This is a genomic window from Aliidiomarina soli (genome assembly GCF_003986975.1).
GTDB lineage: Bacteria > Pseudomonadota > Gammaproteobacteria > Enterobacterales > Alteromonadaceae > Aliidiomarina > Aliidiomarina soli.
In genome coordinates this window covers 192,952-206,140 of sequence record NZ_PIPO01000004.1, presented here as the reverse complement: position 1 = coordinate 206,140, position 13,189 = coordinate 192,952, and the positions used below count along the sequence as shown (strand labels likewise).

Sequence of the window (13,189 nt, the reverse complement as noted above, 5' to 3'; positions counted from 1 at the left end):
AGGATTGCAGACGTTATTCCGCTATCTCTGCCATTTGCGGTAAACTTTACACTTTCATCTAAGAACCAGGGCTTTTCCATGCAAACCTCGCTTCCCGCGCCCAGCCCCATGTATCGCTGGGCGATTCTGCTGTGCGTCAGTCTTGCCATGTTTGGCAATTACTATGTCTATGACTCGCTATGGCCGGTGGTCGATCTTCTGCGCCAGGACCCTGGTTTTAGTTACGGTCAAATCGGCATGCTCTCGTCGGCATACAATATTGCGGCGCTGCTGGTACTGCTCGCCGGGGGCTATTTTATTGATCGCTTCGGCACCAAAAAGGCAATTACCTTGTTTGCCTGCATCTGTTTAGGCGCGGCCGTGCTGACCGTTGTTTCATCACGATTTGAAGTTATTCTGGCGGGCCGGTTTCTGCTCGGCATTGGCGCTGAACCACTTGTTGTCGCGGCAACGACCGTGCTGGCAAAATGGTTTAAAGGGAAAGAACTGAGTTTCGCATTTGGCATAAACCTGTCCATTTCCCGTCTTGGCTCGGCCTCCGCCGACTGGTCAACGTCGTTTGCCAGCCCTCTGTATATCAACTGGCAGGACCCGCTGTGGCTGGCAACTGCCATCGCCGGTTTGTCGGTTACCGCCGCCTTGCTCTACTGGGTTCTCGAGCAGCGGGCCGAAAGTCGTTATCAGGTTGGCGAACCGCAAGCAGCCGACGAACGAATTGAGCTGAAGAACTTATACAAATTCAGCCCTTCGTACTGGTACATCGTTGCTCTTTGCGTGGTGTTCTATGCCACGGTATTTCCGTTTCGAAGTTTTGCCATCGATTACTTCCAGCAAGCGCATGGTATTACCCGCGAAACCGCCGGACTATTAAGCAGCTTGTTGCCGGTAGCGGCCATCATACTGACCCCCTTGTTCGGCCTCTGGGTCGATCGGGTTGGCCACCGGGCACTCTTTATGGCGGTCGGTTCCCTGGTCATGTTGCCGTTGTTTCTCGCGGTGACCTACTTACCCGCCGGCCCTGACATCTTCCTCTGGATCCCGTTGATTGGCAGTGCCGATGTGCCACTGACCCTGTTTGCGGTCATTTTCTTATTAGGGGCGGTGTTTTCACTGATCCCGGCGGTCATGTGGCCGTCGGTGGCCTATATTGTTGACCAACGACGACTGGGGTCGGCGTTCGCCCTGATGACGCTGTGTCAGCAGTTGGGGTGGGCCGTTGTGCCATTGATCGTGGGCGCACTCAACGACCGCTTTTTAGCCGGAGCAGAGAATCCATCAGGGTACGCGCCCGGGATGTGGTTCTACACCGGATTAGCGGCCACCGGTCTCTGGTTCGCTTACAAACTCTGGCACAGCGAACGAGGCCCTAATGGCCTTGAGTCTATGCACGCCAGACAGGGGGGCTCAGCATGAATTACTGGTTAGTAAAGTCAGAACCCGATGAATGCGGTATCGATGACTTCGTCGCATCCGGCGACAAACCCATCCGCTGGGATGGCATCCGCAATTATCAGGCACGCAATTTCCTGCGCGCAATGAGACCTGGTGACCAGGTACTGCTCTACCACTCAAGTTGCAAACAAATCGGGGTGGCTGGCGTACTTGAAGTGGTCACTGCCCCCTATGTCGACCCATTGCAGTTTGAACCTGACTCAGACTATTACGATGCAAAAGCGTCTACCGACAAACCTAAATGGAGCGCAGTGGATCTGCGCCTGGTGGGCAAAGCCAGACAGATCCTACCGCTGGCGACACTGAAGCAACTATCTGCATTGCAAACCTGTGCCTTACTGACCCGGCCACGACTATCGGTAATGTCATTAACGGAGAACGAATGGCAGGCTATTATTAAAGCACTTGGTCATTTACAACTGTTTAGCGAAGCGAAAGGATAATCGATGAGCCACACACCTGTTATTACCTTTACCATGAACCCTGCCGTGGATGTTTTCGGCGAAACCGGGCAAATTTTCGATGATAGCAAAACCCGTTGCCGGCAAACCGCGGTTGAACCCGGTGGCGGCGGAATTAATGTGGCACGTAATATTCGCCGCATGGGGTCGCCGACGCTGACGGTATTCCCTTCCGGTGGCCTCCATGGCGAGCAGCTGCAACGGTTACTAAATGAAGATAAACAACCCTTTATAGCCATCCCAATCGGTGGAGAGACCCGCCAAAACATGGCAATCACCGACCTTAGTCGCAAGGTTATGCACCATTTCGTTTTTCCCGGACCCGATTTAACCGACAAAGAGATGCGCGCCTGTCACAATACATTGCTCAAATACAATCCGCCTTTTCTGGTGCTTAGCGGTAGCCTGCCGGATCACGTACAACAGGATTTCTATGCTCAAGTCACCGAAGCTGCATCCAGTGCTGGCAGTAAAGTACTGCTGGATACGTCCGGCGCTGCGCTAACCAAGAGCTTCTACCACGGTGCCTACCTGGCCAAGCTTAATCGCCGCGAATTCGCCTCGTTGGGCTTCGATGAACACAGCTCAGTCAAGCAACTGCACGCTGACATGCAAAAGCTGGTCGCGCAGGGCGCGGTCGAGGTGTTGATAGTCACGCTGACCCGCGGTGGCGCGCTGCTGGTAGACAACAGCGGCCGTAGCCTGCATTTTAGTGCTCCTAAGGTACCTATCGTCAGCCACGTGGGCGCGGGTGACAGCTTTATGTCGGCATTGACTCACCAGCTGGTGCAAGGCGCCCCCTTAGAGCGGGCCTTTAAGTACGGCGTTGCCGCTGCCTGCGTTACCGTGCAATGCGAAGGGAACCAACTGACTGACCTCGACTGGATGGAACGAACGCTGGCAGAGATACAAGAAGAAGACATCTAGGCAGATGCACCATCGATAGCACCATTTCGGCGCAAAAATGCACTATTTTTGCGCATTTTCCTTTCTGAAAATCACTCTAATTCATTTAAATCAACAAGTTAACAATTGGCTTACAAATTGAAATAGCTTCCCTGACTTTAATTCGTCATAAGGAAGCACTTCATGCGTTTAATCATAGCAATTATAAAACCTGCCAAGCTGGCTGATGTGCGCGACGCACTCAGCGACGTCGGCTGCAATGGCATGACAGTGAGCGAAGTAAAAGGCTTCGGCCGCCAGAAAGGTCTCGACGAGCTCTATCGCGGTACCAAATACAGAGCTGAATTTATCCCCAAGATGCGCCTCGATATCGCGGTCACTGCCGAGCAGTGCGACAACGTGGTTCACGCCATTAAAGATGCGGCCTACACCGGCAATACCGGCGACGGCAAAGTATTCGTACTTAAGCTCGAACATGCAGTCCGCATCCGCACCGACGAAACCAACCACGATGCCATTTAGGAGGCGACCATGACTCTGCAACAACTTAGTTACTCATTAGACACCTTTTACCTGCTTATCAGTGCAGTACTGGTGATGTGGATGGCCGCCGGCTTCTCAATGCTCGAAGCAGGTCTGGTACGAAGCAAGAACACCACGGAAATTCTGGTCAAGAACATCATGCTCTACGCGGTTGCCTGCACCTGCTATTTGCTGCTTGGCTATCAACTGATGTACGGTCAGCCAGAACTCACTGACTATGCGCCAGCAGCCGACTTCTTCTTTCAGGTTGTGTTTGTCGCCACCGCCATGTCAATTGTGTCAGGCGCTGTCGCTGAAAGAATGAAACTGAATAGTTTCCTCCTTTTCTGTGTGGTGCTGACTGCCGTTATTTATCCGGTGCAAGGCAGCTGGAGCTGGGGAGGAGGCTTTCTTGAAAGCGCCGGCTTTAGCGACTTCGCTGGCTCAGGCATCGTCCATATGGCGGGGGCCGCCGCTGCGCTGGCCGGTGTACTGCTGCTCGGTCCGCGACGCGGAAAGTACGGTAAAGACGGTCAGATCTACGCCATTCCTGGCGCAAATATGCCCCTCGCCGCACTTGGCACCCTGATCCTGTGGATGGGCTGGTTTGGCTTCAATGGTGGCTCGCAACTCCAGTTAAGTGGTACCGAGAATGCGCAAATTGTTGCTCAAATATTCGTTAACACCAATGCGGCTGCAGCGTGCGGAGCCATTACTGCATTTCTGGTGATGCGAATTCTGTGGCGTAAAGCTGACCTTACCATGATCTTAAATGGTGCCCTGGCTGGGCTGGTTGCGATCACCGCAGAGCCCGGCGAGCCAACTGCCCAGGTTGCCTGCTTAATAGGCGTCGGGGCCGGCCTACTGGTGGTTTTCTCTATCCTGGCGCTGGATCGGCTGCGTCTGGATGACCCGGTCGGGGCGATTAGCGTCCACGGGGTCGCTGGCCTGTACGGCTTATTGGTGGTTCCACTCAGTTCCGCCGACGCCACCTTAAGCGCTCAGTTACTGGGAGCTGGGGCTATCTTCGGTTGGGTGTTCGGCGCCAGCCTGATAGTTTGGCTGATCCTAAAAGTCACCTTCGGAATTCGGGTCCACGCCGACGAAGAATATCAGGGTAGCGACGTCAGCGACTGTGGTGTAGAAGCCTACCCCGAGTTCACGCCAAGCAAACAAAACTAAAGGGGGAGCCGGGGGTGATTCTGGGGAAGCAGAATCACCTCCGGCCTTTACTATGAACGCTTGCTGTTAACGCTGCGCCGCCAGCGTTTTACCGGTAGGAAACTAGCAATAACGACTCGCTGAATTAATAACCCAAGCACAATCAACAACAGACCAACCACCGTCGCCGGATAAATCACTTCACCGATGATAAGCGCTAATAGCAACAAAGAGATAAACGGCGAGATGAAGATCAGGTTACTGATTAAGGCCACGTTGCTCGCCTCGCGCATGGCTTTGAGCCAAAGGAAAAAGGTAATGCCCATTTCAAACAGACCGACATAGCTGACCGCCAGCCAGCCCCGTATCGGGACCCCGGCCCAACCATGCTGCCAGGTAGCCACCAGCAAAAGAACCGGTACGGCAACACTAAAGCCTAGCAACAGACTCACCACAGGTTCGCCCGGATGGCGCGTGTTCAAGATCCAATACCCAGCCCACAGCAGGGTCGACAGTAGGGCCAGCGTAACCCCCAGCGGGCTGCTGAAGGACAGCTCCAGCAGGTTACCACGGGTGGCGATCACCAGTACCCCGAGGTAACCGAGCAATGCCGCCAGCCAATCCCGTTTGCGAATTTTTTGTTTGAGCACGATAGCGGCAAGAAAACTCAACGCAATTGCCCAGGTATAGTTCAGTGGCTGCGCCTGAGAGGCGGGCAACAGATCATAGGCTTTGAATAACACCAGATAGTACACCGCCGGGTTTATCAGGCCTAATGCAACATAATACAGAGGCTGGCGGAGGAAAGTCGTCGCCAGCCCGCTCAATTTGCCCTGCAGCAAACAGATAATCAGTAGTACTACCCAGGAAACGGTACTGGCCGCCGCCACCATTTGCAGCGGGGTTAAATAGGTCAGAGTGATCTTGAACGCCGTAGCCACGGTAGACCACAGCAAAACCGCCGCAAGTGCATAAAAAAGTGCTCGTTTATCTGCGTTCATCGCGCGGCTCCGTCAGTCCAGCTGAGGCAGTATACGCGAGAATGACAGCGCCAGTGAAGTCTGTCATTATCAGCAAAAAAGCGACCTATAAGAACTTTATGACTCTGATTGTATTTTTGCTTATTGTATTCATTCTGGCAGCAAGTCTCGTCTACATTGTCCACCGCCAACAACAAAAACCGGCGTTACCCCCAGCCTTATACACACTGGTTCTTGGGATGGCGTTAACCGGGGGTTTAATTGTCTTTGTGGTCCAACAAGGCAGCCAGTTACCTGACGCAACCCTGACCAACCTTGCGCAACAAGAGACCGAGCTGGCAGATTACCTGGACGGCCGCCCGCTGGTAGTAAATCTGTGGGCAAGTTGGTGTCCACCCTGTGTCCGCGAAATGCCAATGCTGGAAAATGCACAACAACGTCACCAGGATGTGCGTTTTATCTTTATTAATCAGCGCGAACATCTCGATTTAGTGCAGCAGTTTTTACAGCAGCATGAACTCAATCTGGAAACCGTACTACTCGACAGCAGCGGTGACTTCTCAGCCATGGTTGGCGCGCATGTGATGCCGACCACCCTGTTCTTCTCCGCCGATGGAACACTGCAAAAGCGCTATTTTGGCGAAGTCGATGATGCCGTACTCAGTGATGGCCTGCACCGCATTCGTGACTAACTAAAATGAAAGAGTGAAGCCAAGCTGAACCAGGTTCACGCCCATATTCGGCGACTTAATTCCGGCGTTCGAGTAATGCGCCATCATAAGAAAAAGCCGTGACTCGCTATTGTCACTAAACTGCCAGCTCAGACGCAGCAGATCTTCAAACTGATAGTGGGTCGATAATTCACGCGGCCCAGCTGATACGCTGTCAATTAAAGCGCCGCCGATGCCAGCCTCCAGGTAGAGAGGTCGTTCATCGCCCAGTACCCGCCATTGCAGCACCGGACTCAGGCCTAATGCAGTTAGCCCGGATTCCTCGTCATCTTTTACCCGTATCCGGTTAACTGACCCTTCAATAAATAATTTTGGCGAGCCAAGCCAGGACGGCATCTCCCACCGGTTAATCTCATCGCTGCGTAAGGCAAGCCGACCCGCTCTGAACTGATCTTCCCACGCACCGGTACTAAAATGCAGCTCTTTACTATGCGCTACCGACCCCAGACTTATCATCCAAATCAAACCCAGGCTAATCGCCCATACTCCTTTCACATCATGCTCCTTGAAGGTTGAACAGCAGCTAAAAGCGTAGCCAAAAAAGAAACGGGCGGCCCTTGGCCGCCCGTATTTTACCTTTTTCTTTCAGATAGCTAGCTTATTGATCCGGGGCAGGGTGTTCGACCTTGATGATCTCCACATGCTGCGCGCCACGCTGACCTGGCCACTCAATCGACTGGCCAATAGTAAGGCCGAGCAAAGCGCTACCAACCGGGGCAAATATCGAGATAGCATCGCTATGTGAGGCTAACTGATCGGGATAACACAAGGTTTTAGTAAAGGTCTGGTTCACTTCCTCAATACGGAAAGTGACCCGACAGCCCATGGCGACGCGGTCAGCAGGCAAGTCAGCGTGCTTGACGATTTGCGCCCGCGCCAGCTCAGTTTCCAGAGCATCTACCAGGTCGCGTTTCAACACACTCTTTTCGATCCATTGCTCAATTTTAGCAACGTCGGCAGACGATAAAATAATGTCTGGCTGTGTACTCATTGCGTCTCCCATTGCAACATCCGTTGCGTCTTCAAAAAGCCGGGTTACGACCCGGCAGCACAAGCGTTCAGCGCCTGATAATAGCCTGTTGGGTTAAAAAGACAAGCGACTGCTTAAGGCTGGTCGTCGTCCTTGTTGCGCAGATACTCGCCATCCTCATACACAGCCCGGCTGTCTTCAACACCATTGCGATAGAAGATAGCGACGCCATGCTGCACGTCGTCCTGGTATTCAATAACTGAACTCAACGCGCCGTCGCGTTCAAACTCAAACTGGCGACCCTGGCGCAGCCCCTGATCATTATAATGGCGTATAGCAACCCGGTGGCCATAGCGGTCATAGATTGTCCAACGCCCCACAGGGGTGTCATCCTGGTAGCGACCATGTTCGACATCACCGCCACTCCACTGCGTGGAGATACGCCATTCTCCCTGCCGCTGGCCATCCACAAACTTTCCCTCGGCGACCACCTGACCGTCACGAATTTGTTGGTAAGGCCCATGCAAGGTGCCGTGCTGATAGGTTTGGCGCAGGATGACGTCTCCCTCGCTATTCCGCTCGGTGCGCTCGCCATGCAAATTACCCTCGTCATCGAAATACTCCACCACGTAGCCATGCCCGTCATGGCTGTCCCAGCGGCCAACCTTCTTACCATGCTGGTACTCACCTTCGTTTACCACTTCACCGTCCCGAGTCTCGTAGTAACGCCCATGCAGTTCGCCGTCTTCATAGCTACCATGTTCGGTACCGCCGCCCCAGGGAGTGCGCACAAAGCGCCCGACCTGTTCCCTGTTGAGTAGCTCGCGCCGCTCAATCTCCTCACCGTCCTTATTAAAGCGCTGGTCAAGCTGCCAAAGGCCGTTGTCGGCGACCTGGACTATCTCCGACACGCTGCCATCAGTGTGGTAATTGGTGCGCTGATACCCCGGGCCGTGGTCAGTTTCAATCGGTTCCCGCTCTCGCTGAATTGTGCCGTCGGTACGAAACTCGCGTTCAGCGATTGTAGTGCCGTTCTCATCAATCATGCGGTAGCGGCGTACGTCGCCCGGACTGCGGTATTCAATCTGTTCACCCCGTGGCGAGCTATCGACATAATTGCCTATTGCGCGCACCTCGCCGGACGGAAAATACTCAACCAATTCGCCTTGCAACTTGCCATCTTCATACGTTGCTTCCCGGGTCAGATTGCCATCCCGGTCATAACTGCGCTCCGCACCCACCTGGTCACCGCGATGATACGTGCTTTCTATGCGCAACTGACCATTATCAAAATAGCTTCGGTTGTCGCCATGGCGCTCATTATTCTCGACCATCTGCACGCGCCGGGGCTTACCATTTTCATAGTAAGTGGTGTATTCACCGTGAACCAGGTTGTCGCGGTAGGGAATGCTACGTAATACCTCACCGCTTTCATGGTAAACCGTCACCGTCCCCTGACGTTGTCCCTGCTCATCATATTCACCTTCCTCAAGCACAGCGCCAGAGCGATAAAATGACTGGTAAGGACCAAAAAAGGAAGTCTCACTCAGCTCCAGCGTCCGAGCCTGTGCCTGCAGGCGCAGGCTGTCAGTCTCCGCATAATTGACGCTGATAGCATAACCGCCTTCCACAGCCTCATACTCGGCCAAATAGTACTCCGCATCATCCTTCTCAACGGTCTGCATACTGCGGTCAAGCCAGCGGGTTTGTTCCTGTTCAGGCTCAGCGAGGGCCGGGGATAGTGATCCAAGCAAGCAGGCCATCGCAAACAAGGTTACATAGATAAGTTTTGTCATCGTTTAATCCTCACTCTCGAATGCTGGCAGCTCAGGAAAGCGATGCACTAACGTCTGGGTAATCTGCTCGTCGCTCATGGTTAGCTGCTCAATGCGTGCGACCTCGCCACCAAGGCGCAGGTACTGACCATCCACCAGGTAGTCGCTGAGCGCGCTGTCTCGATAGCTTAACTCGGCTTCCTCTGCAGTTGGCGGCAGTAACGCCAGGGTGCGGCCATTGGACCTGCTTTCATTCGCGGCGATAAACCGATATTGCCGCAACATATCAATCGCGGGGGCCTCAAGGTCGACCTGCGGTAACACCGCGATATCAATCAGCCATGAAGTTTCCGTGGGCTCCCAGTCAAGAGTCTGCCAGGCAGGCTCAGCGTGGCAGGTTATCTCAGTCGTCACCTCCTGCTGATAGAAGTACTCTCGACGCCCATCCTTACTTTGCAGTTGCAACACGGTCACATCCGGTACCCTGTTCGACCCATTTAGCATTCGCTCCAGTGACTCGATCTCCTGCCAGGCCAGTTCGTCACTGGCCAGCTCCAGCTGACATGCTGCAACCTGCTCATTGGTTAACGCTAAGAAGGCCTGGGGCCGATCCATATCCTGCACCTCAAATGAACCTATAGGCGCAGTAGAGAACGGAAAATCATCTGCCTGTTGCTGTCGCAGATAAACATTCTCCGGCGGCTTAATCCGGGGGTTATTGCCAATCACATCAGGATCGTAGAATCGCGCTGTTTTTTGCCCTGCAGGTTGGTCCGCTTCGGTCATCTGAATCAGATTGATACTCTCTGGCAGCCCGTCTTCAAAAAACAATTCGAGGTACATCGGGAAATGACCACGTTCAGCCACGGCCAGCACCCGGCTTTCACCAAGCTCAAGCCATTCAGGCGCACCTTCCAGCGATGCATAGTCAAACATTGAATCAGAAGCACCCTCAGCGGCTGGCATAAAGCTGTGTTTTTCACCCTGCTCGAAACTCAAACGATACACCTGCTCATGCTCTGTCGGCTCGAAGCGGACCACCGCATCACCATGTCGCAATTCGCTGCCATCGGCACTCAGTGGCATATCCACAATCTCGACCTGTTCCGGATACCAACTGAGCGTGGCTTCAATATAAGCAAGCTCACTGAGCCGTTCATGCATTTGATTCCAGCCCAGCGCAAATGCATCCACGGTACTGCGAATATCGCCGGACTCGTAATTCGCATACACAAAGGCATCGGTTGCCTGCCACTCAATATCAAGCGGCTCACCATCTAGAGTGAAGGCAGTTAATTCGCTGAATTCCATTTTCCCCGCCTGATCATTGGTCAGAGAATCATGGGGGTACATCAGGCTCATACGGTCGCGAAAGTCCTCTATAAAACCGCTGTCAGCACTAAATACCTGCTCTGCGCTAATTTCCTCTGCCTCTCGGGCATTGGTGAAGAACTCTTCGCTGCCTCCAGGCATGGCCGAGGCGTGACTGAAAAAACCCAGGTCCATCCCATACGGCCACTCAGCGGGGTAAATGCTCGCTACCGAACGAACTTCAGAATTATTATAATCCGGCACTCGCATGTCAGAGACCAGCGTGGCACGTACCAACCATCCTGACTGGCGCTCAGCGACGAGAATTCCGAACAGTTTAACCTCGTCGTTTTCGCCCTGCAGTTCCATCACCACTTCGCGCTCGTCAAATGACCTCACCGTCAGGGTTAACGGCGGTAGTTGCTCGGTTCCATCCACCCGCTGGGTCGCTCCTTCGCGAATACTGATGCCATGACCCAGGCCCGGACGTGTTGCATCCTGACGAAACACATCCAGCAACAGGTCCGGTTCATTGGCGTTAAACTGGTCGTTTCGATGATTGCTTGCAAACTCAGTGACCTCAAGGGTGTCGGGGTCAGCTTTAAAATAGAAACCAGCCTCCATGACATCGCGTATGTCCTGGTTACCATCCGTCTGTTGAGTGCTGGCAAAATTTCCCTGACGGAAATCGGCGTACATATATTTCGGAGAGACATCAATCCGCAAACCGTCCTCGTGAGTCACCCGGTAATCGACCAGCATTTCCATTTTGATGCTGTCCGAGGAGGCACCATACATAGTTTCGGCCCGTGCCGAGGCATCGGAGATCACCTGAAAACGGCGTTTCTCACCGTCCTCGGGATTAAAAGTAAGGGTTTCTTCACTAGGGCTACAAGCTGCGCTTACAACAGCTATTATTCCCACAAAAAACAGGCGCATGACGACCTCCATGTGCATCAGGTTGGATCAGGGTTTGGGTAAGCTAAGCAGGGTACCTGCCCTGGCGTAAAAGACAAAGGTTTAGAAACAGAGCTGTCCTCACTTTGCATTATATTTACATCCTAAATCAGTTGCTTAGCGCTGGTTTTTTTAAAGCAACGCGATTAACTGGAGAAGGTCACTATGGATACCCGCGGCCGTCACTTCACGCCCCGCTCCCGGGCCCTGAATAATTAACGGGTTGGCGTCATAATGGCGGCTTTTAATCACGAAATTCGCGTTGCCCGGAGCCAGATGGGCATAAGGGCTGTCTTCTGTCACTGGGCGCAACCGTGCTGAAGCCCGAATCACGCCATCAGCATCTTTACTGACGGAGCCAATATAGTGGGACTGAGCAGCTTGGGTTGCCTCGGCCACTGACTGATCAAGCTCACCGACCTGCTGCCAGAATGTTGCAAGACTACAGTCGCGTAACCCGGCGGGCACTAAATTAGCGATCTGGATGTCACTAAGCTGCAACGACACTCCCTCCTGCGGCCAGGCTTCACGGGCAAGGATCAATAACTTGCGGGCAACATCCATGCCGCTCAGATCGACTCGTGGATCAGGCTCTGTCATGCCCAGCTCAGCGGCCTCACGCAGCCAGGCGGAAAAGCTGTGGCCACGACGATACTGCTGAAATATCCACGACAATGATCCAGAGAAATTGCCTTCCAACTGAATAATTTTATCGTGGCAGGTTAACCGCTCGGCAATGGCTTTTTGAATAGGTAAACCCGCCCCAACGGTGGTGTTATACAGCCAGTATCTGCGATGCGCGGAAAGCGTATTGCGCAGTTCGCGGTAAAAATCCGGCGCTGCTGAACCAGCGTATTTATTCGCACTAATCAGATGCGCTCCGGCAGCCACCCAGCAGGGGTAACTTCGACTGACGGTTTTACTTGCGGTCAAATCCAGCACCACCACCTCAGCACCTTTCTCTGTGGCCAGCGCTTTAATTTGCTCAGCAACCCATTGCTCGGTGTTGTGTCCAGGCCCGGGTTTGTCGGGTAGTTGCCTGGCTACAGGCGTTGCTGACGTTGTCAGCTGGGCGCTGCGCGAATTGGTAATGCCGTGAACCCTGGCATCCGCAGGCAGTTGCGGTGCAAAATGTTGTAACCAATACGAGGCAATATTGCCAGTTCCTACCACTATAATATGCAGCATTCTGATCCTTTCATTGGGGAACACATTCCGACACTACGGCCAGTCTATGCTTGCCAGTAAAGGATGTCTAGACGTCTAAACTTTATAGCGGCCCTTTTCGCATCGCCTTCTTTTCGCCGCGCTGCTTTTTCGACGTTAAACGTCGTTCTTTGGAGGCACGGGTTGGCCTGGTAGCAAGCCGCCGTTTCTGGGTATACCCGGCGCGCTTAATCAGTTCCACAAACTGCTCAAGCGCCAGCTCCCGGTTCTGCAACTGAGAACGGGTTTGCTGGCTTTTGATGATAATTTTGCCACTTTGAGTAATGCGGTGATCAGCCAGTTTAAGCAGGCGATTTTTGTAGAACTCTGGCAGCGAGGAGGCGCGGATATCAAAAATAAGCTGCGCCGCCGTAGCGACCTTATTTACATTCTGCCCGCCAGCGCCGGCAGAGCGGATAAACTGCCATTCGATTTCATGGTCCGGGATACTGACCCGTTGCGATATTTCAATCATGTCATTAGTGTACCAGTTTCTGAGATGACTGGCCTAATGCCTCTTGCCAGCCGCCTGATTTTACGTCACCCTATTAAAAGAGCATAAGCTCGAAGTATTCATCTTGTCGGAGTGCCCTTAGGGGCTGAGACCGTAGTACGGGATCCGTTGAACCTGATCAGGTTAGAACCTGCGAAGGGAACAAGTGTAGTCATGAACGACTGCCAGGCAATTCTGCGCCCGGCCGTCTATTCAAGTTCACGCACTGCAACTTTCTACGCACTCCTGACAAGCAAACCTACC

General features: G+C 53.4%; 13 protein-coding genes and 1 riboswitch. Of the genes, 6 read left to right on the top strand and 7 right to left on the bottom strand.

The genetic code is table 11. The annotated features are described in order from the left end of the window. The first annotated feature begins 78 nt into the window (after positions 1-78). From CWE14_RS10085 to CWE14_RS10070, 5 genes are all read left to right on the top strand, one after another. Positions 79-1,413, top strand: a complete 1,335-nt coding sequence (locus CWE14_RS10085; RefSeq protein WP_126799267.1) for an MFS transporter — start codon at positions 79-81, stop codon at positions 1,411-1,413. Beyond that, positions 1,410-1,895: an EVE domain-containing protein gene (locus tag CWE14_RS10080; protein ID WP_126799266.1), complete on the top strand. Its 486-nt coding sequence runs from the start codon at positions 1,410-1,412 to the stop codon at positions 1,893-1,895. Before CWE14_RS10085 ends, CWE14_RS10080 begins: the two co-directional genes overlap by 4 nt. 3 nt (positions 1,896-1,898) lie before the next feature. After that, positions 1,899-2,840, top strand: a complete 942-nt coding sequence (locus CWE14_RS10075) for a 1-phosphofructokinase family hexose kinase (protein WP_126799265.1) — start codon at positions 1,899-1,901, stop codon at positions 2,838-2,840. A 162-nt stretch (positions 2,841-3,002) separates the two neighbouring features. Then, a complete protein-coding gene (locus CWE14_RS14745) occupies positions 3,003-3,341 on the top strand; it encodes a P-II family nitrogen regulator (RefSeq protein WP_198675732.1) in 339 nt (112 codons plus the stop codon). Between the two features lie 9 nt (positions 3,342-3,350). Next, the gene (locus CWE14_RS10070) at positions 3,351-4,523 is read left to right on the top strand and encodes an ammonium transporter family protein (RefSeq protein WP_198676574.1); all 1,173 of its coding nucleotides are present in this window, start codon (positions 3,351-3,353) and stop codon (positions 4,521-4,523) included. 50 nt (positions 4,524-4,573) lie between these two features. Here CWE14_RS10070 and CWE14_RS10065 read toward each other — a convergent pair whose 3' ends face one another. Further along, positions 4,574-5,503: a DMT family transporter gene (locus CWE14_RS10065; RefSeq protein ID WP_126799264.1), complete on the bottom strand. Its 930-nt coding sequence runs from the start codon at positions 5,501-5,503 to the stop codon at positions 4,574-4,576. A 41-nt stretch (positions 5,504-5,544) separates the two neighbouring features. On the opposite strand from CWE14_RS10065, the gene CWE14_RS10060 reads away from it, so the two are divergent. After that, positions 5,545-6,174 carry a TlpA disulfide reductase family protein gene (locus CWE14_RS10060; protein WP_126799263.1) on the top strand — a complete coding sequence of 210 codons (630 nt, stop codon included), beginning with the start codon at positions 5,545-5,547 and terminating at the stop codon, positions 6,172-6,174. Here the strand turns inward: CWE14_RS10060 and CWE14_RS10055 are convergent, their stop codons facing one another. The 6 genes from CWE14_RS10055 to arfB form a co-directional block, all read right to left on the bottom strand. Next, positions 6,175-6,708: an acyloxyacyl hydrolase gene (locus tag CWE14_RS10055; RefSeq protein WP_126799262.1), complete on the bottom strand. Its 534-nt coding sequence runs from the start codon at positions 6,706-6,708 to the stop codon at positions 6,175-6,177. 103 nt (positions 6,709-6,811) lie between these two features. Beyond that, positions 6,812-7,204 carry a nucleoside diphosphate kinase regulator gene (rnk, locus tag CWE14_RS10050; RefSeq protein WP_126799261.1) on the bottom strand — a complete coding sequence of 131 codons (393 nt, stop codon included), beginning with the start codon at positions 7,202-7,204 and terminating at the stop codon, positions 6,812-6,814. A gap of 113 nt (positions 7,205-7,317) precedes the next feature. Further along, positions 7,318-8,979, bottom strand: a complete 1,662-nt coding sequence (locus CWE14_RS10045; protein ID WP_126799260.1) for a toxin-antitoxin system YwqK family antitoxin — start codon at positions 8,977-8,979, stop codon at positions 7,318-7,320. Positions 8,980-8,982: 3 nt separating this feature from the next. Next, a complete protein-coding gene (locus tag CWE14_RS10040; protein WP_126799259.1) occupies positions 8,983-11,208 on the bottom strand; it encodes a hypothetical protein in 2,226 nt (741 codons plus the stop codon). A gap of 150 nt (positions 11,209-11,358) precedes the next feature. Next, positions 11,359-12,414 (bottom strand): aspartate kinase, encoded by a 1,056-nt coding sequence (locus CWE14_RS10035; protein WP_126799258.1) that lies wholly within the window; start codon positions 12,412-12,414, stop codon positions 11,359-11,361. An 82-nt stretch (positions 12,415-12,496) separates the two neighbouring features. Next, positions 12,497-12,907 carry an alternative ribosome rescue aminoacyl-tRNA hydrolase ArfB gene (arfB, locus tag CWE14_RS10030; RefSeq protein WP_126789537.1) on the bottom strand — a complete coding sequence of 137 codons (411 nt, stop codon included), beginning with the start codon at positions 12,905-12,907 and terminating at the stop codon, positions 12,497-12,499. 97 nt (positions 12,908-13,004) lie between these two features. Continuing rightward, positions 13,005-13,104: riboswitch (TPP riboswitch) on the top strand. Positions 13,105-13,189: the final 85 nt, after the last annotated feature.